At 63.3% G+C, this 26,858-nt stretch carries 26 protein-coding genes; 15 read left to right on the top strand and 11 right to left on the bottom strand.

The window, feature by feature from the left end; genetic code table 11:
• Positions 1-84 precede the first annotated feature (84 nt).
• A complete protein-coding gene (gene dapB / locus ACR0JN_RS08940; RefSeq protein ID WP_480885220.1) occupies positions 85-894 on the top strand; it encodes a 4-hydroxy-tetrahydrodipicolinate reductase in 810 nt (269 codons plus the stop codon).
• A gap of 9 nt (positions 895-903) precedes the next feature.
• Here the strand turns inward: dapB and ACR0JN_RS08935 are convergent, their stop codons facing one another.
• The 5 genes from ACR0JN_RS08935 to tmpA all read right to left on the bottom strand — a co-directional run bounded on the left by ACR0JN_RS08935 (position 904) and on the right by tmpA (position 4,666).
• The gene (locus tag ACR0JN_RS08935; protein ID WP_480885219.1) at positions 904-1,290 is read right to left on the bottom strand and encodes a hypothetical protein; all 387 of its coding nucleotides are present in this window, start codon (positions 1,288-1,290) and stop codon (positions 904-906) included.
• A gap of 33 nt (positions 1,291-1,323) precedes the next feature.
• Positions 1,324-2,184 carry a hypothetical protein gene (locus tag ACR0JN_RS08930; RefSeq protein WP_480885218.1) on the bottom strand — a complete coding sequence of 287 codons (861 nt, stop codon included), beginning with the start codon at positions 2,182-2,184 and terminating at the stop codon, positions 1,324-1,326.
• A gap of 93 nt (positions 2,185-2,277) precedes the next feature.
• Positions 2,278-2,946 carry an ureidoglycolate lyase gene (locus ACR0JN_RS08925; protein WP_480885217.1) on the bottom strand — a complete coding sequence of 223 codons (669 nt, stop codon included), beginning with the start codon at positions 2,944-2,946 and terminating at the stop codon, positions 2,278-2,280.
• Positions 2,943-3,533: a (R)-1-hydroxy-2-trimethylaminoethylphosphonate oxygenase gene (gene tmpB / locus ACR0JN_RS08920; RefSeq protein WP_480885216.1), complete on the bottom strand. Its 591-nt coding sequence runs from the start codon at positions 3,531-3,533 to the stop codon at positions 2,943-2,945. Before tmpB ends, ACR0JN_RS08925 begins: the two co-directional genes overlap by 4 nt.
• Complete coding sequence (gene tmpA, locus ACR0JN_RS08915) at positions 3,530-4,666, bottom strand: 2-trimethylaminoethylphosphonate dioxygenase (protein WP_480885215.1); 1,137 nt, start codon at positions 4,664-4,666, stop codon at positions 3,530-3,532. Before tmpA ends, tmpB begins: the two co-directional genes overlap by 4 nt.
• Before the next feature lie 97 nt (positions 4,667-4,763).
• On the opposite strand from tmpA, the gene ACR0JN_RS08910 reads away from it, so the two are divergent.
• Positions 4,764-5,624, top strand: a complete 861-nt coding sequence (locus ACR0JN_RS08910; RefSeq protein WP_480815716.1) for a LysR family transcriptional regulator — start codon at positions 4,764-4,766, stop codon at positions 5,622-5,624.
• Here the strand turns inward: ACR0JN_RS08910 and ACR0JN_RS08905 are convergent.
• The gene (locus ACR0JN_RS08905) at positions 5,621-5,803 is read right to left on the bottom strand and encodes a DUF1674 domain-containing protein (protein WP_480885214.1); all 183 of its coding nucleotides are present in this window, start codon (positions 5,801-5,803) and stop codon (positions 5,621-5,623) included. The two genes, ACR0JN_RS08910 and ACR0JN_RS08905, sit on opposite strands and share 4 nt — an antisense overlap.
• 91 nt (positions 5,804-5,894) lie before the next feature.
• On the opposite strand from ACR0JN_RS08905, the gene ACR0JN_RS08900 reads away from it, so the two are divergent.
• From ACR0JN_RS08900 to ACR0JN_RS08870, 7 genes are all read left to right on the top strand, one after another.
• The gene (locus ACR0JN_RS08900) at positions 5,895-7,154 is read left to right on the top strand and encodes an RsmB/NOP family class I SAM-dependent RNA methyltransferase (protein WP_480885213.1); all 1,260 of its coding nucleotides are present in this window, start codon (positions 5,895-5,897) and stop codon (positions 7,152-7,154) included.
• 89 nt (positions 7,155-7,243) lie between these two features.
• Entirely contained in the window at positions 7,244-8,983 is a 1,740-nt protein-coding gene (locus ACR0JN_RS08895; protein WP_480885212.1) for a heparinase II/III family protein, read from the top strand.
• Positions 8,984-9,005: 22 nt separating this feature from the next.
• A complete protein-coding gene (purH, locus tag ACR0JN_RS08890; RefSeq protein ID WP_480885211.1) occupies positions 9,006-10,595 on the top strand; it encodes a bifunctional phosphoribosylaminoimidazolecarboxamide formyltransferase/IMP cyclohydrolase in 1,590 nt (529 codons plus the stop codon).
• Positions 10,595-11,065: a signal peptidase II gene (lspA, locus tag ACR0JN_RS08885; protein ID WP_480885210.1), complete on the top strand. Its 471-nt coding sequence runs from the start codon at positions 10,595-10,597 to the stop codon at positions 11,063-11,065. Before purH ends, lspA begins: the two co-directional genes overlap by 1 nt.
• 50 nt (positions 11,066-11,115) lie before the next feature.
• Positions 11,116-11,631, top strand: coding sequence for a DUF3035 domain-containing protein (locus ACR0JN_RS08880; protein WP_480885209.1), 516 nt, complete (start codon positions 11,116-11,118; stop codon positions 11,629-11,631).
• A gap of 81 nt (positions 11,632-11,712) precedes the next feature.
• Positions 11,713-13,053: a M16 family metallopeptidase gene (locus ACR0JN_RS08875; RefSeq protein ID WP_480885208.1), complete on the top strand. Its 1,341-nt coding sequence runs from the start codon at positions 11,713-11,715 to the stop codon at positions 13,051-13,053.
• Positions 13,050-14,360: a M16 family metallopeptidase gene (locus tag ACR0JN_RS08870; RefSeq protein ID WP_480885207.1), complete on the top strand. Its 1,311-nt coding sequence runs from the start codon at positions 13,050-13,052 to the stop codon at positions 14,358-14,360. Before ACR0JN_RS08875 ends, ACR0JN_RS08870 begins: the two co-directional genes overlap by 4 nt.
• Before the next feature lie 24 nt (positions 14,361-14,384).
• Here ACR0JN_RS08870 and ACR0JN_RS08865 read toward each other — a convergent pair whose 3' ends face one another.
• The 4 genes from ACR0JN_RS08865 to deoC are packed head-to-tail and all read right to left on the bottom strand — an operon-like array spanning position 14,385 to position 18,787.
• Complete coding sequence (locus ACR0JN_RS08865; protein WP_480885206.1) at positions 14,385-15,197, bottom strand: SDR family oxidoreductase; 813 nt, start codon at positions 15,195-15,197, stop codon at positions 14,385-14,387.
• A 22-nt stretch (positions 15,198-15,219) separates the two neighbouring features.
• Positions 15,220-17,553: an aldehyde dehydrogenase family protein gene (locus tag ACR0JN_RS08860; protein ID WP_480885205.1), complete on the bottom strand. Its 2,334-nt coding sequence runs from the start codon at positions 17,551-17,553 to the stop codon at positions 15,220-15,222.
• Complete coding sequence (locus tag ACR0JN_RS08855; protein ID WP_480885204.1) at positions 17,550-17,786, bottom strand: hypothetical protein; 237 nt, start codon at positions 17,784-17,786, stop codon at positions 17,550-17,552. Before ACR0JN_RS08855 ends, ACR0JN_RS08860 begins: the two co-directional genes overlap by 4 nt.
• Positions 17,787-17,788: 2 nt before the next feature.
• The gene (gene deoC / locus ACR0JN_RS08850) at positions 17,789-18,787 is read right to left on the bottom strand and encodes a deoxyribose-phosphate aldolase (protein WP_480885203.1); all 999 of its coding nucleotides are present in this window, start codon (positions 18,785-18,787) and stop codon (positions 17,789-17,791) included.
• 201 nt (positions 18,788-18,988) lie between these two features.
• On the opposite strand from deoC, the gene ACR0JN_RS08845 reads away from it, so the two are divergent.
• The 6 genes from ACR0JN_RS08845 (at position 18,989) to ACR0JN_RS08820 (ending at position 26,308) form a co-directional block, all read left to right on the top strand.
• Positions 18,989-19,942, top strand: coding sequence for a metal ABC transporter solute-binding protein, Zn/Mn family (locus ACR0JN_RS08845; protein ID WP_480885202.1), 954 nt, complete (start codon positions 18,989-18,991; stop codon positions 19,940-19,942).
• Positions 19,943-19,945: 3 nt separating this feature from the next.
• On the top strand, positions 19,946-20,749 hold the full coding sequence (locus ACR0JN_RS08840; protein WP_480885201.1) for a metal ABC transporter ATP-binding protein: 804 nt from the start codon (positions 19,946-19,948) through the stop codon (positions 20,747-20,749).
• Between the two features lie 3 nt (positions 20,750-20,752).
• Entirely contained in the window at positions 20,753-21,958 is a 1,206-nt protein-coding gene (locus ACR0JN_RS08835; RefSeq protein ID WP_480885200.1) for a metal ABC transporter permease, read from the top strand.
• Entirely contained in the window at positions 21,955-22,884 is a 930-nt protein-coding gene (locus tag ACR0JN_RS08830) for a metal ABC transporter permease (protein ID WP_480885199.1), read from the top strand. The genes ACR0JN_RS08835 and ACR0JN_RS08830 overlap by 4 nt, the downstream gene beginning before the upstream one ends.
• 280 nt (positions 22,885-23,164) lie before the next feature.
• Positions 23,165-25,021 carry a DNA mismatch repair endonuclease MutL gene (gene mutL, locus ACR0JN_RS08825; RefSeq protein ID WP_480885198.1) on the top strand — a complete coding sequence of 619 codons (1,857 nt, stop codon included), beginning with the start codon at positions 23,165-23,167 and terminating at the stop codon, positions 25,019-25,021.
• 57 nt (positions 25,022-25,078) lie between these two features.
• Complete coding sequence (locus tag ACR0JN_RS08820) at positions 25,079-26,308, top strand: DNA recombination protein RmuC (RefSeq protein ID WP_480885197.1); 1,230 nt, start codon at positions 25,079-25,081, stop codon at positions 26,306-26,308.
• Between the two features lie 102 nt (positions 26,309-26,410).
• Here ACR0JN_RS08820 and ACR0JN_RS08815 read toward each other — a convergent pair whose 3' ends face one another.
• A complete protein-coding gene (locus tag ACR0JN_RS08815; RefSeq protein WP_480885196.1) occupies positions 26,411-26,815 on the bottom strand; it encodes a hypothetical protein in 405 nt (134 codons plus the stop codon).
• Positions 26,816-26,858 lie beyond the last annotated feature (43 nt).

The raw sequence follows: 26,858 nt of genomic DNA, 5'->3' as shown, positions 1-26,858 counted from the left end.
GATCTAAGCGCAAAGCCGGGCTTTGCCAAGCGGGCGCGAACGGGGTAGGAGGCTTTGAGCCGACTGCAACAGGGGAACACCGCCATGACCCATATTCCGGGGATCGTCATCACAGGGGCTTCGGGCCGCATGGGTCAGATGCTGATCAAGACCGTCACCGACAGCGATCAAGCGCGTCTGGTCGGTGTGGTTGAACGCAAGGGGCATGATTGGATCGGTCAGGATGTCGGCACGGCGATGGGCGGCGCGGCGCTGGGCGTGATCGTAACCGACGACCCGCTGGAGGCCTTTGCGCAGGCGCAGGCGGTAATCGATTTCACCGCGCCCGAGGCAACGCTGGAATTCGCGGCGCTGGCGGCGCAAGCCCGCTGCGTGCATGTAATCGGCACCACCGGCATGACAGACGAACAGATCGCCGCGCTGGAACCTGCCGCGCGCCATGCGGTGATCGTGCGGGCCGGAAACATGAGCCTCGGCGTCAACCTGCTGGTGCAACTGACCAAAAAGGTCGCTGCTGCACTGGACGAAGATTTCGACATCGAAGTGATTGAAGGCCACCACCACCACAAGGTCGACGCGCCCTCGGGCACCGCCCTGATGCTGGGCGAGGCGGCCGCCGAAGGGCGTGGGGTTAATCTGGCGGACGTGTCCGACCGGGGTCGGGACGGCATCACCGGCGCGCGCCAGCGCGGCCATATCGGCTTCCACGCCATCCGTGGCGGAGACATCGTCGGCGAACACGACGTCCTGTTCGCCGCGCCCGGAGAACGCATCGTCCTGCGCCATCTGGCCACCGACCGCGCCATCTTTGCCCGCGGTGCTTTGAAAGCCGCGCTTTGGGGGCAGGGGAAAGCTCCGGGTCAGTATGATATGGTGGATGTGTTGGGGTTGTAAGCGTTGAGGTTAGAAGTAAGTGCGTACAAGAGCGTAGGCAAAAACATAAACAAAGAACACGGCGACCCAAAAGAGCACTGCGACAAAAAATGATGCGAAACCTATTACAAAAATGAAAAAATAATTGGCATTCGGAACGATCCGAATGCCATTGGGCACATTTAAGTCGTGGCATTTTTCATGCATGAAAAAATGATTGGCCACCCCATAGGCGTTCAGAATTAGCCGTCTGCGGGATGGCGGAGCACCGCGCGTTCTGATCCAGAACTCAATAAACTCATCTTTGAAGTTGAAGACTGGAAAAACCGATGCCAGCAAAATCGTGGCGACATGAGCCGTGAAACAGAGCACAAGTAACAATCCAGACAAAATCAAAAATAAGTTCAGCAAAGCCATATCTGTGTAACCCTCGCAAACACACAGCCCAAATCAGCGAAACGCTGCCAGTCCGGGCGGTTCCGGGCCGTCCTGCTCGACCTGCGCAAACAGTGCGTCCAGCCTCTGATCCCATGTGGGGAACTGCCCCGTCAGCGCATAGGTCAGACGTTCCGCGCCGATGGATATGCCCAAAGGCGCGGCGTCTCCGCCGATGATGATCTCTCCGATCTCGGTCCAGTTGGATGACGGCGGGTAAGCGGTGGGCGCGGGTTCGTCCACATCACCGATGCGGTAATAGACGCCCATTGTCACCAGATACGCCTCGCCAAACGGGTCGGGAAAGAAAAAGCCCGAGGCGTCGCGGGCGGCCAGCGCCTCGGCCTCGTCGCGCAGCAGGACCTTTTCGGCGAAGGGCAGATCCAAGCCGTCCAGCACCGGGCGCATGTCATCGGCCTGCGGTACGCTGACAAAGGCGATGCGGGATGGGTCGAGGCCGAAATCCTGCCTCAGAAGGCGCACCATAAGCTGCGTGGTGTCGCGGCCCGAGATCGCCCCGCCCGGATGGCAGCCGACCTCGTGAAACAGAGGCAGGATATCGGGGCGGGTTTTCTCGTCGACATCGCCGACACGGGCCAGAGGTTGGATGATGAAAGCACCTTTCGGCAGAGCGTCCTGATCAAAATCGTGCCGCAAACCGCCGTTGTAACCCGCATCCCCGGTGGCGATGGGCAGAGGTTGGGATTCGTTGAGCCCAAGCGCAGCATAGGCCGCGCGCAGGCGATCAAGCGTGTCGGCAAACTGCGCCTCGAACGCATCATTCTGGCCGGTTGCGCCAAGGGCAAATCGCGGCAGCACCGCGCTTGCGGTGGCCGCGGTTCCCAGTTGCACCAGTTTGCGTCGGTTCAATGCCATCTTTGCCTCCGTTGCACACGCTCAAGCAGAGCATCGCAGAAGTTTGCGGCAAAGGTTAAGGGAATCTGAAAACACGCCCCGCAGGGCGTGTCCTTACAGGTCCCTGACCTTGTCCGCGCGCAACGGACAGGCGAGGTAGACGCCGAATTCCTTGCCGATATCGGCGCTGACCCGGGCATGCACCGCACCCTGACGATCAAGGAACCGCTGGGTGTCTTCGACCGGGAAAATCCCCTCGTGCCAGATGCCGGGATGGATGTAGAGACCTTTGGAGCCGTCGCACCAGAAGGCGACCACCTTGTCGGGCGTCAGGTTGTCACCGGGCAGGGCAGCGGGGATGATGAAGGGCTTGTTATCCAGCGGCCAGAACATCTGACCGCCATCCGGGTGGTAATTCATGTGCCACAGCAGGACCTGATCGCGGGGCGCAGTTTGTTGCGCCGTCTGCGCCTGTTTCGGGTCAGTGGACCAGCCCAGAACATAGTGGCCGCCGACCGCCTCGTTCCGGCCATAGAGCACATCGCCCTTCCATTCGCCGTGAAAGGTGCCTTCGACCCAGCCGCCTTCGTCGCCGGTGCCCTCGTCGATGGGCCGCCAGCCCTGTTGCGGCCAGCGGGCGATCTCGATCTCGAACCCTTCGGGGTCGTCGACCAGACAGCCATAGCCCTTGACGGATTCATCGGTGGCCCGGATCAGAGGAACCTCGTGCCAGGGCAGCGAGGGCTTGGTGCTGGCTTCAAAGATGTATTCGGGGGCGTTCATGCGATCTCCATATGTTTGTCGACCATACGCTGCACCATCGGCGCGAAATGCGCGAAATCGGGGGTTTCCATATCAGCGCGCTTGCCTGCCTCGTCGAGATATCGCACCTGAATGATCTCTTTTAGGTTCGGGTTGGTTTCGAAGGCAGTGACTTCCTCGGCGCTCATCGGGCCGCCCTGCAATTCAAGCGTGTGGACCGAGGCTGCGGACAAGCGGTTGAAATACTCGGGCTTTGTGGCGCAGAGATAGCGCTTGGCCGCCACGTGATAGCGGCAGCAATCGGTGATGACCGAGGGGAAGAACTGCTCCAGCACCTCGGCCCCTGCATCTTCGTGGTGCCGATCCTCGGTGTCGTCGGGATGGTAGGTGCCGAACTCGGATGTGAAATGGCCGATGTCATGCAGCAATGCACCGATGATGATTTCCTCGGGCATCCCGTTCTGTTCGGCAATTGTCGCGCCTTGCAGCATGTGCTGGGCCATGGTGACGGGTTCGCCCAGATATTCCTCGCCGCCGCGGCGGTCGAAGATGTCGCCGATGAAGGCCACGATGTTGTCGCGGGTCAGGGTTGAGAAATCGGGTTTCATTCCGCCGCCTCCGGTTGCGCCATCTCCATCGCCGCCAGCGTAGACAGCAGCCCGTCTTTGTCCGCATAACATCCCTGCAGCCAACGCGACCCCGCGCCGGAATAGCCCAGACGCGCATGCAGGACGCGGGTGTTGTCGACGATAAAGCTCTCGCCCGGTTCCAGTTTGAAGGACACGCCCATGGCCGGGTCGTCGATGATCTCGGCCAACTGGCGATAGGCGGCGTAATAGGCCTGCATCTTGTCGAACGGGATATCGACCAGCGGCGCGGTCGAGCGATTGTTGAAGCGAATACCGATCAACGCGCCATCCGGCGACAGTTCGATCATCGGGCGGCGTGCGCACAGGCAGACCCCGTCCGAGCCTTTGTATTCAAACCGCGCCGGATAGCCCGCCAGCAGGGCGAAGCCCTCGGGGTTTTGATCGCGCAGCCTCTCGGCGGCGCGGAAGCCGTCGACCACGATGGACTCGCCGCCCTCAGCGCTGTTTTCGAGGCAATAGAGGATCTGCAGCGTCGGCACTGGATCGCGATAGGGGTTGTCGGTATGCGCCTGCAAACCTAGCCCGGTATAGGCGAGGTTGGTCGGGTTCACCTCGGTCCGCACCTCGAAATAGGGGCCATAGTTGGTCTCGCGGACATAGCCGAACAGGTCGGCCACCCGCAGCAGCGATTCCGGTTCGGTGGGGCCGCCCGTCAGCTTGGCAAAACCGTATTCGGCAACTGCGGCCAGCCAGTTACGCTTGGCGGCGGGGCTCGCGTGGACCTGCGCCCAGTCGCCGCTTGGGGCGTCGATGCCCCGCGCCCATGTGGTGATGCCGGGGGCGATGCGCCCCAATTCGGTGCCATGGTCGCGGTCATAGCTGTGCGCGGCCAGCCAGTCGGCGGGGAAGGTGACGGTCTTGTCTTCGGGCTGGAAGGTGACGCTCAGTTCGCCGTTCAGAACTTCGGCGGCGCTGATCGCGGTCTCGGCGGGGATGTCGCCGATGGTGATCAGACGTTGCCCATTACCCGGCGCGCGGGTCTCAGGATCCAGCGCGTTGTCGCGCAGCCAGATGGCGTGAAAGCGGGAACGTGTGCCATCGGCGAATTCAACGGTGACGACGGACGGATCGAAGGTGGCGGAGCGCAGCATGGTCTCTCCTGTTCAGCGCGGGCTTTGGTTGAGGAGATACGCGGTTCATGGCATTACGACAATTAATCCTTATTGCGACTGAGGCTTGGAAAACCTTATGGCTAAGAAACAGATCGGATTGCCCCCGCTGGACTGGCTACGCGTGTTCGAGGCCGCAGGGCGTTTGGGCGGCTTTTCCGCCGCCGCGCGTGAGTTCGGGTTGACGCAGGCGGCGGTCAGCCAGCGCATCGGCAACCTTGAGGCCTGGCTGGGCCGGTCTCTGTTCGTGCGCGAGGCGCGCGGAGTGTCGCTGACCATCGAGGGCGAAAGCTATCTGCCGCTGGTGCAGGACAGCTTGCAGGCGCTGGAACGCAATACCGAGGACCTGTTCGGCAAATCCCCCCGCCAATTGCGGGTGGCAGGTCTGTCGTCGCAAATTCATGCGCTTGTTCTGCCTGCCTTGCCAGCGTTCCTTGAAATCCGGCCCAAGGTGCGGGTGATGACCGATTCTATGGCTCGCCGATCCTCGCTGGATGAGGAACGCACATGGCTACAGCTTCGCTATGGTCGCGGGTCCTGGCCCGGTCGCAAGGCCAAGCTGATCGCGCCCGAGGTACTGGCGCCAATGGCCGCGCCCGGTGTCGAATGGGGTGCACCGCTGATTGATCAGCGCGGCGAACGCCCTGGCTGGCAGGACTGGGCACGGGTTGCGGGGGTCGAGGATTTGCCGACAGGACGGCTGAGTTTCGATTCTATTGGCCATGCGATCACAGCGGCGCGGCAAGGGATGGGGATCGTCTTGGGCTCGGTGCCTTTGGCGGCGGGCAACCTGCAAACCGGCCGGTTGAGCAGGCTGGATTTGCCTGAGCTGCCGACCAAAGATGGCTACTGGCTGACATGGCCCGAAGATCGAGTGCGGTCGAAACGTCAGCGGGCCTTGATTGATGACTTTCTGCAAGCGCTGCGGGGTGCGGCCTAGAAGTCGATGGCGATGCCCTTCTTCTCCCAATCGCCATAGCGAGCGGGGTCGAGGCCGTCGCGCCCGCCCAGTTCCTTGGGCTGCTCTTTTGCCTCCGCCTCGGCCTTCTTGCGACGAGCCTCGGCCTCGGCCAAGGCGCGTTGGGCGGCGGGGGGCAGGTCTTTGCGCACGTCACTCATGACATCGGGTTCCTTTCCGTTCCACGCCTTGATATACGCCCTCGTCCGCCCAAGGCAATGCGGGCAAAGGTCATCAGGGGCAACCAGCATCATGTCAAATTCCGCAACCGCCGCGCGCCGCAGCGCCATCTATCTGCTGGATCAGATACTGGGCGAGGGGCGGCTGCTGCCCGAATGTCTGGCGGCGGGCGCGCTGGACCGTCTGGCCCCCGAGGACCGCGCGCGGGCGCAACGGTTGACCATTGAAACCCTGCGCGGCTTGGAGCGCGCCGACCGCCTGCTGGCGGATCACCTGCGGCAAACACCCGCGCTGACCGTTCACAACGCGTTACGGCTGGGCACGGTCGAGCTGTGTCAGGGCGAGGCCGCGCATGGTGTGGTCAACGCGATGGTTGAGATCGTGGGCCGGTCGCGCAAGCATGGGCGGCTCAAGGGTCTGGTGAACGCAGTTCTGCGCAAGATCGCCGCTGATGGGCCAGATGCGTGGCCGAAGATGCGCGTACCCCGCCTGCCAGAGTGGCTGCGCGATCCGCTGATCATGGCGTGGGGTGAGGATGCGGTGAAGGGCATGGAACAGGCCCATTTCAGCGGCGCACCCCTGGATGTGACCCTGAAACCGGGCACCGAGGCCCCGGGCGGATACACTCTGCCCACCGGTTCGGTCCGGTTGCAGGAGGCCGGGCAGGTCTCGACCCTGCCAGGCTATAAAGCCGGGGGCTGGTGGGTGCAGGACGCGGCGGCGGCCTTGCCCGTGCGGGTTCTGGCCCCGAAGCCGGGGGAAACCGTGCTGGACCTCTGCGCCGCGCCGGGGGGCAAGACGCTGCAACTGGCGGCAGCGGGGGTTGAGGTCACGGCGCTGGATATCTCCGAGGTGCGGCTGGCGCGGGTGCATGAGAACCTGAAACGCACGGGCCTCAAGGCCACTGTGATCGCCGGAGATGCGCTGGACCATCAGGGCGAATACGACGCCATCCTGCTGGACGCGCCCTGTTCGGCGACCGGCACCATTCGCCGCCACCCGGACCTGCCCTTTGCCAAGGACGGCTCGGAATTCGGCGGACTGATGGATCTGCAGGCGCGGATGCTTGCCCATGCGTGGTCTTTGCTGAAACCGGGCGGACGGCTGGTCTATTGCACCTGCTCGCTGCTGCCCGACGAAGGCGAGGTGCAGATCGAAGAGGCTTTGGGCCAGCACCCCGACATGCGCATAGACCGCGCCGCGCTGGACCTGCCGGGGATCGAAAGCGGCTGGATTACAGAAGAAGGCGGGTTGCGCCTGCGCCCGGATTACTGGCCGGACAAGGGCGGTATGGACGGGTTCTATATCGCCTGCCTGAGCAAATCCGCCTAAGCGCAGCTTTTCCATGACTTGACGATCGGGGCGGTCTATCGTTGGGTCTCAGGCGCCAGCAGAGCGCAAGGGGCAGAGTAACGGGCGTCATGTCACAGTCGGACACCATGACCAGTCGGTGGATGCGGTTCCAGAACCGTTTCCATGCGCGCCTGAGCCAAAGGCAAAAGGCGGTCAAGGGCTTTGTGTCCCAGCCAGAACCCCGCACGGTCGGATCCTTTGCGCGCGGTCGCCAACTGGTCGCTGGGAACCTGCTGTTTGCGGGCTATCTGGTCGAGGCGCAGGATACTGCGCTGTGGGATGTCACAGCCCCCTCAGCCGGATTTGATGACGAACGTCATGGCTTTGCCTGGCTCGACGATCTCGCCGCCGTGGGCGATATGCGCGCCCGCGAAAAGGCGCAGCGCTGGGTCTGGGGCTGGATCGAGGCGCATGGCCGCGGGCAAGGGCCTGGCTGGGTGCCGGATCTGACCGGGCGGCGGGTGATGCGCTGGATCAACCACGCACTGTTCCTGCTGCGCGGTGTGGATGAGGCGCAAAGCAGGCTGTTCTTCCGCTCACTGGCGCAGCAGACATGGTTTCTGTCAAAGCGCTGGCAGGCGGCGACACCTGGCCTGCCACGATTCGAAGCTCTGACCGGTCTGGTGCAATCCGGTCTGGCGCTGGAAGGGCTTGAGCAAATGGCTGATCCCGCCCTACGCGCTTTGGCTGGGGAATGCGACCGGCAGGTGGATGCGCAGGGCGGTATTCCGACCCGCAACCCCGAAGAATTGCTTGAGGTGTTTACCCTGCTCAGCTGGACCTCGGCGGCGCTGCACGATCTGGGGCGCGGCACCCCGGCAGCGCAGGCCAATGCCATCAAGCGCATCGCGCCGACCCTGCGCAGCTTGCGCCACGCTGATGGCGCGCTGGCGCGGTTCCACGGCGGCGGGCGCGGCATCGAAGGCCGGTTGGAACAGGCGCTGGCCCAAAGCGGCGTGAAACACAAGGCGGCGACCGAGTTGCCGATGGGCTATGCCCGCCTGTCCGCCGCTCGGACCACGGTGGTGCTGGACGCCAGTGCGCCGCCGACCGGCGCAGCCTCGTACAACGCCCATGCCTCGACCCTGGCGTTTGAGTTGACCTCGGGGCGGCGGCCTCTGATCGTCAATTGCGGGTCGGGGGGCAGTTTCGGGCTGGAATGGCGGCGTGCGGGACGGGCCACGCCGTCGCATTCGACCCTGTGTCTGGATGGCTATTCCAGCGCCCGGCTGGCACGTGCGATTCCGGGGCGGGAAACGCAGGCGCTGGTCGATGCGCCGCAGGACGTACCGGTTCAGTTCGAGGACGCGTTCGAAGGCGTGCGGCTGATGGCCGGGCATGACGGCTATGCCAAGGTCTTCGGCCTGACCCATGCGCGCACGCTGGAACTGCGCTTTGACGGGCGGGAACTGACAAGTGAGGATATTTTGCTGACCGCAACCGACAAGGCGAAACGGCAGTTTGACCGGGCATTGGATGCTTCGGGCCTTTCCGGGATCGGGTTCGACATCCGGTTTCACCTGCATCCCGACGTGGATGCGGCGCTTGATCTGGGCGGGGCGGCGGTGTCGATGGCGCTGAAAAGCGGCGAGATCTGGGTTTTCCGCCATGATGGCGTGGGAAAATTGTCCGTCACCCCAAGCGTTTACCTTGAAAAAGGGCGTCTGAAGCCACGCGCGACAAAACAGATCGTTCTATCCGGTCGCGCAATGGAGTATGCGACGCGCATCGGGTGGACGCTGAGCAAGGCGCAGGATACAGCCTACGCCGTGCGCGATCTGCACCGGGACGAACCCGAATTCGACTGACGCCAAAAGGACCTTTGGACCCATGACCGATCTTCACCCCGTGCGCCGCGCGTTGCTTTCCGTATCCGACAAGACCGGGCTGATCGAGCTGGGCAAGGCCTTGGCCGAGCGCGGGGTCGAACTGCTGTCGACCGGCGGCACGGCCAAGGCGTTGCGCGATGCGGGGCTGGCGGTGAAGGATGTCAGCGAGGTCACCGGCTTCCCCGAGATGATGGATGGCCGGGTGAAAACGCTGCACCCGATGGTGCATGGCGGATTGCTGGCGCTGCGGGACAATGACACGCATGTGGCGGCTATGGATGAACATGGCATCGGCGCGATCGACCTGCTGGTGGTGAACCTCTACCCGTTCGAGGCGACCGTCGCGAAGGGTGCCGATTATGACGAATGTGTCGAGAATATCGACATCGGCGGCCCCGCAATGATCCGCGCCGCAGCCAAGAACCATGCCTTTGTGAGCGTTGTGGTCGATGTCGAGGATTACGACAAGCTGTTGGGCGATATGGACCAGCACAAGGGCGCGACCTGCCCGAAATTCCGCCGCAAGCTGGCGCAAAAGGCCTATGCCCGCACCGCCGCTTATGACACCGCAGTGTCCAACTGGCTGGCCGACGCGCTGGCGCTTGCGGCCCCCAAACGCCGCGCCTTTGCCGGTGAGCTGAAACAGACCCTGCGTTATGGTGAGAACAGCCATCAGACGGCGGCCTTCTACACCGATGGTACAGGCCGTCCCGGCGTTGCGACCGCAGTGCAGCATCAGGGCAAGGAACTGAGCTACAACAACATCAACGACACCGATGCCGCCTTCGAACTGGTGGCCGAGTTCGATCCGGCAGAGGGTGCCGCCTGTGCCATCATCAAGCACGCCAACCCCTGCGGTGTGGCCAAAGGCGCGACGCTGCTTGAAGCCTACAAAGCGGCGTTTGACTGCGACCGGACCTCGGCCTTTGGCGGCATTGTGGCGCTGAACCAGCCGCTGGATGCGGAAACCGCGCAAGAGATCACCGGGATTTTCACCGAGGTCGTGATCGCCCCCGGTGCCTCAGACGAGGCCAAGGCGATCTTTGCCGCCAAGAAGAACCTGCGCCTGCTGACGGCCGAGGGCCTGCCGGATGTGACTGCGGGCGGCAAGACCGTGCGTCAGGTGGCCGGTGGTCTGCTGGTGCAGGATAAGGATAACGGCTTTGTCGGCATAGATGATCTGAAAGTCGTCACCAAGAAGGCCCCGACCGACGAGCAGATGCGCGACCTGCTGTTCGCGTGGAAAGTCGCGAAACACGTCAAATCGAACGCTATCGTTTACGTCAAGGACGGTGCAACCGTCGGCGTGGGCGCAGGGCAGATGAGTCGCGTGGATTCGGCCCTGATCGCAGCCAAAAAGGCCGAACGCATGGCCGATGTGCTGGGCTTGCCGCAACCGCTGACCATCGGCTCAGCCGTGGCGTCGGATGCGTTCTTCCCCTTCCCCGACGGCCTGATGGAGGCCGCGCAGGCCGGTGCGACCTGTGTCATCCAACCCGGCGGCTCGATGCGGGACGACGAAGTGATCACAGCCGCCGATGAGGCGGGTCTGGCGATGGTCTTCACCGGCATGCGGCATTTCCGGCACTGATGCGCACGCGCCTTCTGCTTTGGGCGGCGTTGGCCGCGTTTCTGATCGACCAGATCAGCAAATATCTGGTCGTGCACGTGATGCGCGTGGCCGAGGGTGATATCGACGTGTTGCCGCCCCTGTTGGTGTTCAAATATGGCGAGAATCGCGGCATCAATTTCGGCCTGTTTCAGGGTGACAGCGACTCGGCCCGCTGGGTGCTGATCGGTATCTCTCTGGCCATATCGGTGGGCGTGCTGGTCTGGCTGCTGCGCGCGGCACCGACAAAGCTGATGCTGATCTGCGGCGGGCTGCTGATCGGCGGGGCCTTGGGCAATGTGGTGGACCGGGTCCTGTATGGGTTTGTGCTGGATTTCCTCAACATGTCCTGCTGCGGCATAAACAACCCGTTTGTGTTCAACCTGGCGGATGTGTTCATCTTTGCCGGTGCGCTGGGGCTGGTGCTGTTCGACGCGAAAAAGCCCTCGTGACGCGCCGGATGATATGCGATAAAAGCGCTTCAAACTGGCTGGAGACGATAATGCGGATGCCGCGTGCCATATTTGTTCTGACAGCTGCTGCCGTCGTTGCGGCGTGCAGCAATCCTGGCCTGCGCGATTTCGACCCTCCGGGCGCGGGGCCCGATGAGTTTTCGGTGCTGCCGGTCAAGCCGCTGACGCAGCCGCAGGATTACGCCTTTCTGCCTGCACCAACGCCAGGTGGCAGCAACCTGACCGACCCGAACCCCAAAGCCGATGCCGTGGTCGCGCTGGGTGGGAACGAGGGGGCGCTGAACCCCAACACCGCGATTCCATCGTCTGACGCGGCGCTTGTCACCGCCTCAAGCCGTTATGGCGTGCCTGCCGACACGCGTGCGGTGGTGCAGGCGGATGACGATGCGTTCCGCAAGCGCCGTGGCCGCTGGACCGGACTGCGCCTGTTCCCGGTCGACCGGTATGAACAGGTCTATGAACGTCAATCCATCGACCCCTACGCAGAAACCGAGAATGCCCGCCGTGCCGGTGTGGAAACACCGTCCTCGCCGCCCGATGAATAATTCTTAACTTTCCGTCATCTCTCTTGATCCCGGCGGGCACCACCGTAGTTTGAAGGTCTGAAACGAAACGGAGGATGCCCCATGGTTCGGGCTTTGGCATTGTCTGCCGCCCTGATCGCCGCCACCCCGGTTTTTGCCGAGGATGGCAAGGAAGCGGTCACAACCTTTACGCTGGATAACGGCATGGACGTTGTGGTGATCGAGGATCACCGCGCCCCGGTCGTGCAGCATATGGTCTGGTACCGCGCCGGATCGGCGGACGAACCTGTTGGGTCGTCCGGCGTGGCGCATTTCCTCGAACATCTGCTGTTCAAGGGCACCGATACGCTGGCCCCGGGTGAGTTCTCGGCCACCGTCGCCGCCAATGGCGGCAATGACAACGCCTTTACCTCGTACGACTACACCGCCTATTTCCAGCGCGTTGCGGCTGACCGGCTCGAACTGATGATGCAGATGGAAGCGGACCGGATGCGCAACCTGCGGCTGACTGAAGAGGACATTGCCACCGAGCGCGACGTGATCCTGGAAGAACGCAACCAGCGCACCGAAAACAACCCCCGCGCCCTGTTCGGCGAGCAGATGAATGCGGCGCAATACCTGAATCATCGCTACGGCGTGCCCATTATCGGCTGGAAACACGAGATGGAGACGCTGGACATGGAGGACGCGCTGTCCTTCTACGAAATCCACTACTCCCCCAATAACGCCATTCTGGTGGTGACCGGTGATGTCGATCCGGATGAGGTCCGCGCGCTGGCCGATCAGTACTACGGTGTGATCCCCGCCAATCCCGACCTGCCCGAACGCGTCCGTTCGCAAGAGCCGCCGCAAACCGCCGAGCGCCGCCTGACCTACAAGGACCCGCGCGTGGCGCAGCCCTATTTGCAACGCAGCTATCTGGCGCCGGAACGCGATGCAGGCGCGCAGGAAAAGGCCGCCGCTTTGTACCTGCTGGCCGAGCTTCTGGGCGGGGGCACGACCTCATACCTGAACGAAAAGCTGCAGTTCGAGGCGCAGAAAGCGGTCTATGCCGGTGCCTTCTACCGGGGCGTTTCGCTGGATGACACAACCTTTGACCTGATCGTGGTGCCTGCCGAAGGTGTCTCGTTGCAAGAGGCCGAAGATGCGATGGATAAGGCTGTGGCCGATTTCATCGTGGAAGGGGTGAACGAAGAAGACCTCGACCGGATCAAGATGCAATTGCGTGCCTCGCAGACCTATGCCCGTGACAATGTGGACGGGATCGGCAACCGCTATGGCCGCGCCCTGACCAGCGGGCTGACGGTCGAGGATGTGCAGGCCTGGCCCGACATCCTGCAGGCCGTGACCGGGGATGAGATCATCGCCGCCGCCCGCGAAGTGCTGCAACCCGAGACATCCGTGACCGGCTGGCTGATGCGCGACGATGAGGTGACGCAATGACCCGAATTTTCGCAACGTTCATTGCTTTCGTTATCGCGATACCCGCTTGGGCCGAGATCAAGATTGAAGAGGTCACCTCGCCCGGTGGTATCACCGCCTGGCTGGTCGAGGATCACTCGATCCCCTTCACCGCGCTAGAGCTGCGCTTTCGCGGCGGCACTTCGCTGGATGACCCGGACAAACGCGGCGCAGTCAACCTGATGAGCGGCCTGATCGAAGAAGGCGCGGGCGACATGGATGCCCGCACCTATGCGCGCGAATTGGAATCGCTCGCGGCCTCGTTCAGCTATCGCGCGTCGGATGATACCGTGTCGATCTCGGCGCGGTTTCTGACCGAGAACCGGGATGAGGTGATCGACCTGCTGCGCACCACGATCCACGAGCCGCGCTTTGATCAGGATGCGGTCGACCGGGTCAAGGCGCAGGTTCTGTCGGGGCTGCGCTCCGACCAGACCGATCCCAACGACATTGCCGGTCAAAGTTTCGCGGCGATGGCCTATGGCGATCATCCCTACGGGTCCGAGGGGAAAGGCACGATCGAAAGCGTCTCGGCCCTGACGCGCGACGATGTGGTCGAAGCCTATGACAGCGTGTTTGCCCGCGACCGTCTTTATGTCGGGGCAGTGGGTGACATCACGCCGGAAGAACTGGGCGCGTTGCTGGACACGCTGCTGGCCGATCTGCCCGAGGCAGGCAAGCCGATCCCGGATCGCGCCGATGTGACCATCCCCGGCGGCGTCAGCATTGTTGAATTCGACACGCCGCAATCCGTGGCTCTGTTCGGGCAGGCCGGGATTGACCGCGACGATCCGGATTTCTTCGCCGCCTTCATCCTGAATCACATCCTGGGCGGCGGTGGGTTCGAAAGCCGCCTGATGCAGGAAGTGCGCGAAAAACGCGGCCTGACCTATGGCGTGTCAACCTTCCTTGTGCCCAAGGATCTGGCCTCGGTCTATCTGGGTTCGGTGTCTTCGGCCAATGACCGGATCGCCGATGCGGTCTCTGTCATCCGCGACGAATGGGCCCGCGCCGCGTCCGAGGGCGTGACCCAGAAGGAACTGGATGATGCCAAGACCTATCTGACAGGGGCTTATCCGCTGCGCTTCGATGGCAACGGCCAGATCGCCGGGATCATGGTCGGCATGCAGATGGAGGACCTGCCCATCGACTACATCGCCACCCGCAACGATCAGGTCAACGCCGTGACGCTGGATGAGGTGAACCGGGTCGCCGGCGAATTGCTGGACCCGGACGGGCTGCATTTCACCGTTGTGGGCAAGCCGGTTGGATTGGAAGCCACCAATTGAACGATCAGGGGTTGAGCGCGCTGCTCAGCCCTTTTTCCATGCGTCGCGCAGCATCTGCCCCATCATCTGCCCGAACTTGCCGGACCCGCGCTGATACAGCGCGCCATCCACCGACAGCACCGTGCCGCTGATATAGCTGGCCATGTCCGAGCAAAGGAACAGGCAGGCATTGGCCACGTCCCTCGCGGTGCCCCAACGCCCCAAGGGCACATCGCGGCGCAGTTCCTCTTGGGCGTTTTCGGTTGGGGCCAGCCGCCGCGCGCCCTCGGTCCCTTCGATGAAACCGGGCACGACTGAGTTCACGCGGATGCCTTCGACCCCCCATTCCATCGACAGCGTCCGGGTGATCTGATCAACCCCCGCCTTAGCGGCGCAGACATGGGCCTGACCTTCATATGGTAAAAAAGCCTGCGGGGCCGAGATGTTTATGATGCTGGCTCCGGGCCGTTTCAGGTAGGGATACGCCCCTTTCAGGACATGCACGGTGCCCATCAGATCGATGTCCACCACGGTCTTGAACGCATTGACCGACATCTCGGCCGCCAGCGCCGGGAAATTTCCCGCCGCACCAGACACCAGCACGTCGAAGTTGCCAAACGCTTCATGGAACTGTTTCAGGCCAGCGACCACGGCCTCGGAGTCGCGCACGTCAAACGCCGCCCCCATGGCCTCTGGCGCACCTGCTGCTTTCAACGCGGCAACAGTATCGTCCACCTTCTCCTGCGACCGGCTGGCCACGGCCAGCTTCGCGCCTGCGGCGGCAAAGGCCTCGGCAATGCCCCGGTTGATACCGCTGGTGCCGCCGATGACGATGACGGTCTGTCCTGAAAAATCCATATGGGCCTCCCTGACGGGAGCCCTACTCGCCGTAGGGCACCCAGATGTTCTTCACTTCGGTCGCAGCCTGCAGGAAGCGGCGCGAATGGTCCACGGTCCAGTCGAATGCCGTCGCGTTATTGACCCATGTGCGCTTGAGGTTCCCGGCGGACGCCTTTTCGATCTGCGCCGACAGATCGGTGGACGAGAAGGACCAGACCGCATCCACATTCAGATGCGAAGCCAGCGGCCCGGCCAGTTCCGCATGGCTGCCGGTGAGGATGTTCACCACGCCCGCAGGCACGTCCGAGGTCTCGAGGATCTGATAGAAATCGGTCGCCGCCAGCGGGTAGGGCTCACTTGCCGCCAACACCACCCGGTTGCCCATCGCAATCGCCGGGGCGAGGACCGAAACCAGACCTAGCAGAGGCGCTTCATCCGCGCAAAGCGCACCGATCACGCCCACCGGTTCCTTCATCGCAAGCGCCACGCCCCGGATCGGCACGCCATGCACCTGACCGTCATACTTGTCGGCCCATGCGGCCGCGGTGAACAGACGCTGGATCGCGGCCTCGACCTCTTGCGCGCCGCCCTTCTTGCCGGTCATGGCGTCGATCCGCGCGGCGAACTCGCCTGCGCGGGCCGAGAGGTTTTCGCCGATGTAGTACAGAATCTGCGCCCGCAGATGGCCGGTGGTCTTGGACCAGCCTTTTGCGCCCGCCGCGGCCTCGACCGCGTTGCGTACATCCTTGCGGTTGGCCAGCCCGACATGACCCAGCAGGCCCGACTTGCCCCAGACAGGTTTCGAGTAGCCGCCATCGGGCCGCGCCTGCTTGCCGCCGACATACATCTTGGCGGTGCGGTCGATGGGATCGACCGAGGCCCCTTGGCCCATCGCCGCCTCGACCTTGGTCAAAGCTTTTGCCTTGCCCTTGGGCCGGGTATAGGCGGCCAGCCCTTCCCAGCCGCCCTCACGGCCAAAACCGCTCTCGCGCACGCCGCCAAACCCGGCGGCGGCGTCGAACAGGTTGGTGGCATTGACCCAGACCACACCCGCAACCAGCTTGGGCGCGATGTCCAGCGCCAGATTCACGTTCTCGGTCCATAGGGTCGCGGCCAGCCCATAGCGGGTGTTGTTGGCCAGTTCCACCGCTTCAGAGGGCGTGCGGAAGGTCGAGGACACCAGCACCGGGCCAAAGATCTCCTCCTGCATCAGCGGGTCCGAGGTCTCGAGCCCGGTGATCAGCGTCGGAGGATAGAAACACCCGTTCTCGGGCATGTCACAGGCCGCGCGGTGCATCTGGCCCACGGTGTTGCCGTCAACCATCTGCTTGATCGCCTGCAACTGGATCGGGTCCACGACCGCACCCACGTCGATGCATTTGTCCAGCGGATCGCCCACCCGCAGCTTGTCCATCCGCGCGCGCAGCTTGTCATAGAACCGCTCGGCAATGCCTTCCTGCACCAGCAGGCGCGACCCTGCACAGCAGACCTGACCCTGATTGAACCAGATCGCATCGACCAGCCCTTCGATGGCCGAGTCGAGATCGGCATCGTCAAACACCACATAGGACGACTTGCCGCCCAGCTCCAGCGTTAGCGCCTTGCCCGACCCGGCGGTCGCCTCGCGGATACGCCGTCCGACCGAGGTCGAGCCGGTAAAGGCGATCTTGTCCACGTCCGAGGCCACGATCATCTCGCCCACCGCGCCGTCGCCGGTGACGATATTGACCACGCCCTTGGGCAGCCCGGCCTGTGTGCAGATATCGGCGAACAACAGGGCAGTCAGCGAAGTATATTCAGCCGGTTTCAGAACCACCGTATTTCCCATCGCCAGCGCAGGCGCAACCTTCCACGCCAGCATCAGCAGCGGGAAGTTCCACGGGATGATCTGGCCGCACACGCCCAGAGGTTCGGCGTCGGGTAGCTCGCTCTCCATCAGCTGCGCCATGCCCGCATGATAGTAGAAATGCCGCTGCGCCAGAGGGATATCGATGTCGCGCGATTCACGGATCGGTTTGCCGTTATCCATGCTTTCCAGCACCGCGAACAACCGCGCGTGTTTCTGTAGCAGCCGCGCCAGCGCATAAAGATACCGCGCCCGGCCCCCGCCGCCCAGCCCGGCCCATTTCGGCTGCGCCTTGCGCGCGGCGGCCACGGCGGCATCCACCTCGGCCTGCGTGGCCTGAGTGAGCGTGGCCAGAACCTCGCCCGTTGCCGGGTTGCGGCTGTCAAAGCCCTTGCCGGGCTTGGTGAAGGCCCCGTCGATGTAATGCCCGAACCGGTCGCCCTGATCGACCAGCCAGGCCAGCGCCTCGGCGGCGCTTTCGGGGGCGGGGCCATAATCCATGGTGTCGAAGATTTCTTTGACTGTCATAGCAATTCCCACTTTTTAGTTTTCTTGTTCTTGAGAAGTTTGCCTTCGTCTTGAAGTTGCTGAGCGGCCCAACGAACATCATATTGCCAAGTGTATAACAAGGAACCGGATGATCTTATGTCGCTTTCATAAGTGTCCCATATTTCCATTGAAACGTCGAACACTCTTGCATTCCCGCCTAGTTTCTTGAGGGCGTCGACCACCCAAGGCTTCATTGCTGCACGATCTGCCATATTTATCCTATCGAATGCCTGTACCCAGCCGAGTAGGCCCCGGTGACATAATGCTCCAACTGCCGTTCGATATCGCCCAGCAGAGATGACGCGCCGAAGCGGAACAGGTCCGGTTCCAGCCAGCGGTCGCCCAACTCGTCCTTGATCAGCGACAGATAGACCAGCGCGTCCTTGGCTTTCGAAATCCCGCCTGCGGGCTTGTAGCCCACGCGGTACCCGGTGCGGTAATAATAATCACGGATCGCCCGGATCATCACCAGAGACACCGGCAGCGTCGCGTTCACACTTTCCTTGCCGGTCGAGGTCTTGATGAAATCCGCCCCCGCCATCATGCACACGACCGAGGCGCGGGCGACGTTGCGCAGGCTGCCCAGCTCTCCGGTCGCCAGAATGGCCTTTACATGGGCATCGCCGCAGGCGGTGCGGAAGGCCTTCATCTCATCATACAAGGCCTGCCAATCGCCAGACAGCACGTGACGGCGCGAGATCACGATGTCGATCTCTTCGGCTCCGGCCTTTACGCTTTCCTCAATCTCGGCCACGCGCAGATGGAAGGGCGACAGACCCGCCGGGAAGCCCGTGGAGACGGCAGCCACCGGAATGCCGGTGCCCTTCAGCGCCGCAACGGCGGGTTCGATCATGTCGTGATAGACGCAAACCGCGCCGGTGGTGATCGGCGGCATGTCCATCGCCTGCAACAGCGCGGGCGCGACCGGTTGGCGCGCCTTGGCGCACAGACGGCGCACGCGGCCCACCGTGTCATCGCCCGCCAGCGTGGTCAGGTCGATCATCGTGATCGCCTTGAGCAGCCACGCCGCCTGATAGTCTTTCTTCACCGACCGCCGCCCCGGCAGGGTCGCCGCGCGGCGTTCAATGGCCGAGGTATTGGCCTGCACGGCGCGCACCCAGTCCAGATCCAGCGCCATGCCCGGATTACGGGGCTCGGTCACTTGAGGCAGATGCGCGGTGCGCACGGGGCTTTCTGAGCTCTGCGTTTCCATCTTCACATCCTTTGGGAGGTTTGCGCCAAAATCGCATGACACGCCGCGGAATGGAAGACACAGGGCACCACCGACGGGCATCTTTTTTGACCAAATGGACAAAAATAGGCGATTTATTGCGAATAATTCTCAATAGCATTGACTTAGTTGCGAATGGTTCGCATATTCAGTCTTACCACATCACATGACTTGGGGTTGAACATGATTCGTCGCAGTTTCCTTGCGGCTTTGGCCTTTGCTGTAACCTTGCCCGCAACCGCGTGGGCCGAGGCGCCGCTGAAAGTGGTGGCCACCACCGGCATGATTGCCGATGCGGCCCGTCAGGTCGGCGGCGATCTGGTCGAGGTCAAGGGCCTGATGGGCCCCGGCGTCGATCCCCACGCCTATCGCCAGACCCGCAGCGACATCGTAGCGATGACCCGCGCCGATCTGGTGCTGTGGCATGGCCTGTATCTTGAGGCGCAGATGGAGGGGTTCTTCCATGACCTCGGCCGCAAACGCGCCGTGGTCGCCGTGGCTGAGGGTATCGACACGTCGAAACTGCGCGCCCATGACGATTACGCCGACAAATACGACCCGCATCTTTGGATGACACCCGACCTGTGGCGCGATGTGGTGATCGAAGTCCAAACCGCCCTGACCGAAGCGCGCCCCGAGGCTGCCGACAGCTTTGCCGCCAACGCGCAGGCGCATCTGGCCGATCTCGACCGGTTGTCGGCCTATGCGCAGCAGACGCTGGGCGCAGTGCCCGACACTGCCCGGGTGCTGATCACGGCGCATGATGCGTTCGGCTATTTCGGCGACAGCTACGGGTTCGAGGTTCTGGGCATTCAGGGCATCTCGACCCAGTCCGAGGCTGGTCTGAACCGGATCGGCGAACTGGTCGATCTGCTGGTGGACCGTCAGGTCTCGGCTGTGTTTGTGGAAAGCTCGGTTTCTGATCGCTCCATTCGCGCGCTGATCGAAGGGGCCGCGGCCAAAGGGCACAAGGTCCGCGTCGGCGGTGAGCTGTTCTCGGACGCGATGGGCGAGCCCGGCACGTATGAGGGCACATATGTCGGAATGCTTGACCACAATATCACCGTGATTGCGGCTGCTCTGGGCGCGGATGCGCCGGGCGGCGGCATGGACGGCAAACTGGCGGCGGGGTTTTAGGCAATGCTGGAACTGGCATCGGATCAGGGTATCGCGGTCGCGGGGCAGGGCGTTGAAACCAGCCCGCTGGCCATTCGTGGCCTGACCGTTTCCTACGGGCAGAAACCGGCGGTGTTCTCGGTCGACATGACCGTGCAGCCCGGCGCGATGACCGCGATCATCGGCCCCAATGGTGCGGGCAAGTCGACGCTGCTGAAAGCGGCGCTGGGGATCGTCAAACCTCTGTCCGGGCAGGTGACGGTTGATGGCAAACCGCTCGGGCAGCAACGCGCTCGCATCGCTTACGTGCCGCAGCGTGCCAGTGTGGATTGGGATTTCCCCACCCGCGTGATCGACGTGGTGTTGATGGGCCTGTCGCGTGAGTTGGGTCTGCTGGGCCGCGTTCGTGCCCGGCACATGGCGCGCGCGATGGATTGTCTGAACCGCGTTGGAATGCATGATTTCGCCGACCGTCAGATCGGCCAGTTGTCTGGCGGCCAGCAACAGCGGGTGTTTCTGGCCCGTGCACTGGCACAGGGGGCTGATCTGTATCTGCTGGACGAACCCTTTGCCGGGGTCGACGCCGCGACCGAAAAGGCCATCATCGCGGTGCTGAAATCGCTGAAAGAGGCGGGCAAGACCGTTGTCGTGGTGCATCACGATCTGGCCACCGTCACCGATTATTTCGACCACGTGTTCCTGATCAACACCCGCAAGGTCGCCGAAGGCCCCGTGGCCGAGGCCTTCACCGCCGAGACCCTGCAAGCCGCGTATGGGGGCCGTCTGGCCACCGCGCAGATCGAACAGATTTCACGCGCGCTGGGCTAGGTCATGCTGTGGGACGCGCTGACCCTGCAGCTTGGCTATAACGCCACGCTGGTCGCCATCGGTGCGGGCCTGCTGGGCGTCTCTGCCGGGGTGACCGGCACGTTCCTGTTTCTGCGCAAACGCGCGCTGGTCAGCGACGCGATCAGCCACGCGACCCTGCCGGGGGTCTGTCTGGCCTTCATGGCGCTGGTCGCGTTGGGCGGAGACGGGCGCAACCTGCCGGGCCTGCTGGCGGGGTCTGCGCTGTCCGCATGGGTCGGGTTGCTGTGCCTGAACTGGCTGACCCGCCGCACACGTCTGGCCGAAGATGCCGCGATCGGAGCGGTCCTGTCGGTGTTCTTCGGCTTTGGCATCGTTTTGCTGACGATTATTCAGACCATGGGCGTGGGCCGTCAGGCGGGGCTCGAAGGGTTCCTGCTGGGCTCGACCGCCGGGATGCTGTGGGCCGATGCGCTGGTCATCGCCATCGGAGGGGCCGCGACGCTGGCGCTGGTGATGATCCTGCGCCGCCCGATGACGCTGGTGGCGTTCGACCCCGAATATGCTGCCGCCCGGGGGCTGCCGGTGCACCGGATCGACCTGGCGATGATGGGGCTGGTCATGGCGGTGACGGTTGTGGGCCTCAAGATCGTTGGCCTGATCCTGATCGTCGCGCTGCTGATCATCCCGCCCGTGACTGCGCGCTTCTGGACCGAACGCTCGGACCGGGTGGTGCTGCTGGCCGGTCTGGCGGGCGGTCTGGCCGGGTATCTGGGGGCCGCGCTGTCGGCCTCGGCCCCGAACCTGCCCACGGGGCCGATCATCGTGCTGGTCAGCTTTGGCTTCTTTGCGCTGTCGCTGCTGCTGGCCCCGGTGCGCGGCGTGCTGGCCGCCGTGCTGCGCCACCTGCGGTTTCAGCGCCGGGTGCATATCCGGCAGGGGCTTCTGGCACTGGCACAGGGTCAGACGATCTATGAGCCGCTCACCATCCGCCTGTTGCGCCGCGCCGGGCTGGCCCGCGCCGATGGCGTGGCGACCGAGGCAGGCAAGGCCCGCGCCGCCAAGGCCCTGCGGGATGAGAAACGCTGGGACATCGTACGCGCCGATCAGGCGCACGAGGCGACCGCCGCGCTCTATGACGGGCTGCGCGATATCGAGACCGTACTGACCCGCGACCAGATTGCCGAAATCGACCGCCGCATCGGCGGCCCGCAAGGGGTTCTGGCATGAGCGGTGAAGAATTCGTCCCCCTGTCGCTGACGCCGCTGCTGATCGGCACCTTCGCGGCGATCGCCTGCGCGCTGCCGGGCAACTTTCTGGTGCTGCGCAAACAGGCCCTGATCGGTGACGCGATCAGCCATGTGGTGCTGCCGGGCATCGTGGTGGCCTTTCTGCTGACCGGAGCGATCTCGACTTGGCCCATGATGCTGGGCGCGGCGGGCGCTGCCGTGGTCGCCGTGGTGCTGATCGAGGCAATCCGGCGGCTGGGTCAGATCGAGCCGGGGGCTGCGATGGGGGTCGTGTTCACCACCATGTTCGCAGGCGGCGTGCTGCTGCTGGAGCAAACCGATACCTCGACCGTGCATCTGGACGTGGAACATGCGCTGTACGGCAATCTGGAAAGCCTGATTTGGCTGGATGCGACCGGCTGGCCCTCGCTTCTGGACCTGCAGGCGCTGGCAGGTCTGCCGCCCGAATTGCCACGTATCGCGCTGACGCTGGTGGGCGTGATCCTGTTCATCTGGCTGTTCTGGAGACCACTGAAAATCTCGACCTTCGACGAAGGCTTTGCCCGCACCATCGGCATTCGCACCGGCCCGCTGGGTCTGGCGCTGATCCTCACCGCGGCGATCGCTGCGGTGGCTGCTTTTGACGCGGTGGGGTCGATCATCGTGATCGCCATGTTCATCTGCCCACCCGCCGCCGCGCGGATGATGACCAACCGCCTGGAGACTCAGGTTGCCTGGAGCGTGGTCTTTGCCACCACCTCCGCCGTGTCGGGCTATGTGCTGGCGGGCTACGGGCCGTTGTGGCTGGGCGGGGCGGATGCGGTCAGCGCCGCCGGAATGATTGCCACGATGTCGGGGCTGATCCTTGCGCTGGCGGCGGTGTTTGGCCCCTGCCGGACGCGGGTGGGCGCAAACACGTCTGCGTGATGCAGCATGTTCCCGCCAAGCGCTCTGCGGCGGCATCGGCCAAACTCTGCTCAGATCGAATAGCCGGATTTCTTAACGGGATTTTAATATGAACCCGTGCTACATGATTATTCGTTAACAGCTGAAATACCACCACTCACTTCGGCTTGTCCGGACAGTCGTGATTCTGCGGGAACTGATAGTAGCGACCTGCCACGACTGTTCGGACGCCCCCTCAACCGCAATTCAGCCCAGTCAAAGCAGTGGCAGAATCGTGCGCGACTGTGCTAGGTCTAGCGGTATGGCGCAGACAAACCCCAATATCAGCGACAATCGACCGGTGATCCGGCAACTCGACGACGCTGCGATCAACCGGATTGCGGCGGGTGAGGTGGTCGAACGCCCCGCCTCGGCGGTCAAGGAACTGGTCGAGAATGCCATAGATGCAGGGGCCACGCGCATTGCCATCGACATCGCCGATGGCGGCAAGACCCTTATTCGCGTGACCGACGATGGCTGTGGAATCGCCGCCGATGATCTGCCGCTGGCCCTGTCGCGCCATGCGACCTCCAAGATCGACGGCTCGGATTTGCTCAACATCCACACCTTCGGCTTCCGGGGTGAGGCGCTGCCCTCGCTCGGTGCAGTCGGGCGGCTGACCATCACCAGCCGGGTGCCCGAGGGCGAGGCCGCGCAGGTCCGCGTCGCAGGCGGGCAGATGGAGGCGGTGAAACCCGCCGCTTTGCGCTCCGGCACAGTGGTTGAGCTACGCGACCTGTTCTACGCCACACCCGCACGGCTGAAATTCATGCGCACCGACCGGGCCGAGGCGCAGGCGATCTCGGACACGGTCAAGCGGCTGGCGATGGCCGAACCCGCGATCACCTTCACCCTGCGCGATGTGTCGGGCGGGGGTGAGGGCCGCGTGACCTTCCGCGCCGACCGCGAGAACGGCGATCTGTTCGATGCCCTGCATGCCCGTCTGGCCCGCGTGATCGGGCGCGAGTTCGCCGAGAACGCCCTGCGCATCGACGCCACCCGCGACGGCATCCGGCTGTATGGCTACGCCGCCCTGCCGACCTATTCGCGGGGCGCTGCGGTGGCGCAATACCTGTTCGTCAACGGCCGCCCGGTGCGAGACAAGATGCTGACCGGCGCGCTGCGGGCGGCCTATTTCGATTTCCTCAGCCGCGACCGCCATCCAGCGGCGGCGTTGTTTATCGACTGCGACCCGACGCTGGTGGATGTGAACGTCCATCCCGCGAAATCCGAGGTCCGGTTCCGCGATTCCGGCATTGCTCGGGGCCTGATCGTATCGGCCCTGCGGCATGCGCTGGCCGAGGCCGGGCACCGGGCATCTTCAACCGTTGCCAATGCGACCTTGGGAGCGATGCGGCCTGAACCGGCGCGGCCAGCACCCGCCCGGGTCTATCAGATGGACCGGCCCTCACCCGCCGCACGGCAGGCGGCATACCGGGCGCAGTCCCCGGGCTTTGCCGAACTGTCGCAGGATTACAGTGGCCGCATTGTCGAACCCGCGCCAGACCCCGTACCCGTCGCCGAGCCTCCGGCGGACGATCTGCCCTTGGGCGCGGCGCGCGGGCAGGTGCATGAGAATTACATCATCGCCCAGACCGCTGATGGCATGGTCATCGTTGACCAGCACGCTGCGCATGAGCGGTTGGTCTATGAAAAGCTGAAAACCCAGATGGCCGAGAATGGCGTCGCGGCGCAGGCGCTGTTGATCCCGGAAATCGTCGAGCTGTCCGAGGGCGATTGTGCCCGTCTGATGGCCGTTGCCGACGATCTGTCGCGCCTCGGTCTGACGCTGGAACCTTTCGGCGGCGGAGCCATCGCCGTGCGCGAAACCCCGGCCATTCTGGGCGAGGTTGATGCCCGTGCGATGATCCTCGATATCCTCGACGAGCTGGCGGATCAGGGCGAAAGCCAGACCGTTCAGGCGCGGATCGAGGCGATCCTGTCCCGCGTGGCCTGCCATGGCTCGGTCCGGTCGGGCCGACGGATGCGGGCCGAAGAAATGAACGCCCTGCTGCGCGAGATGGAGGCGACGCCCCATTCCGGTCAGTGCAACCATGGGCGGCCGACCTATGTGGAGCTCAAGCTGGCCGATATCGAACGTCTATTCGGGCGCAGTTGATTTGGTTTCGGGCTGGCATTAAGAAGATAGAAACAAAACGAGAACATAAAGGTTTCCATGATTCAGATTGCAGGCACTGAAATCGCATTGAACGACCCGGTGATCGTGATTGCGGGCGGGGTGGTGGCGCTGATCCTGCTGCTGCTGTTTCTATCCTTGCGTGCGGCCAATCGTTCGGCCCGGATGGCAGAGCCGCTTGCCCGGCAGATGGCCCATCTGGGTCAGCATGTGCAGCAGTTGGGGCAGGGTCAGGAGCAGTTGCGGGGCGGGTTGCAACACGTTTCGGACACGCAGGCCAATGCGCAGGTGCAGGTGATCCAGACGGTGGAATCCCGCCTGTCCTCGGTCCAGCAACAGATGAACGACCGGCTGGCGGACAACGCGATGAAATCGGCGCGCGCTTTGGCTGAGATGCAGGAGAGGATGAAGGAAACCCTGCACGGTTCGTCAAAACAGACCGCGACCTCGCTGACGCAATTGCAAGAGCGTCTGGCCGCGATCGACAAGGCGCAGGACAACATCACCAAACTGTCGGGCGATGTGTTATCGCTGCAGGATATCCTGTCGAACAAGCAGCGGCGCGGCATGTTTGGTGAGATTCAGCTGAACGATATCGTGTCCAAAGCGCTGCCTGCCGACAGCTATTCGCTGCAGGCGACCTTGTCGAACGGTAAGCGCGCCGATTGCCTGATCCACCTGCCCAACCCGCCCGGGCCCATCGTCATCGACGCCAAATTCCCGCTGGAGGATTTTGAGGCGCTGGCCGCGGCCCAAACCCGCGAAGAGGTCGACAAATGCCTACGCGCCTTTGGGGCAGCGGTGAAAGTGCATATCAAGGCGATATCCGAGAAATACATCCTTGATGGCGAAACCGCCGATGGCGCGCTGATGTTCGTCCCGTCCGAGGCGATTTATGCCGAGTTGCACGCGCGCTTACCGGATGTCGTGCGCGAAGGGTTTGCGGCACGGGTCTGGATCGTGTCGCCTACGACCTGCATGGCGACGTTGAACACGATGCGCGCGATCCTGAAGGACGCGCGGATGCGGGAACAGGCGGGCGCGATCCGCAAGGAATTGGGGATGCTGCACAAGGATGTGGACCGGTTGGGTGATCGCGTGTCCAACCTGGACCGGCATTTCGGGCAGGCGGCCAAGGATATCTCGGAAATCAAGATCAGCGCCGAAAAGGCCGGGCGTCGGGCGCAGCGGCTGGATAATTTCGATTTCGAGGAATTGGCCCCGGAAGATCACGACAACGTGGTGCCGCTAGGGAAATCCGAGGGTTAGAGCGCTTGGCGTTTGATTTTAATCGAAATACGCTGCCGCTCCCTTCGGTCGAATGCGCATTTCGATAGAACGGCCTCAGGCAAAACGTAAAACACTTTAAGACTACTGAATCGACAGATCCAGGTTGTAGCCTACCGTCTTGCCGGTATCGCGGTCATTGCCCATCAGGTAAACGCGGATGGTGTAGTCCCCGTCCTCGGGCAGGTCGATGCGGGCGGTGTTGCCGTTGATCGAGCCGATATAGATCGCTTCGCCATCGCTGCCGGGTGGAAGGATGTTGAAATAGATCACACCATTGCCGTTGGTGTCGCTGACCTGAAGCTCGGCGAACATCTCTTGCCCGGCACCGGCCCCGAGCCTGTAGTCGAAATACTCGTCACCGGTGATTGTTCCGCTGACCATCGTTCCGAAATTTCCCGGCGCGAACTTCACCTCCGCCATCATCTGTGCAGAGGCGCCAGACGCAAATCCGGTCAGGACCAGTGAAAGTGACAGAGCTTTGATCATCGCAATGCCCTCCGTTTCTAAACACGCATCAGCATATCACAAA

This window comes from Ruegeria sp. G12 (assembly GCF_056533565.1).
This window is presented reverse-complemented; position numbering and strand designations above follow the sequence as displayed.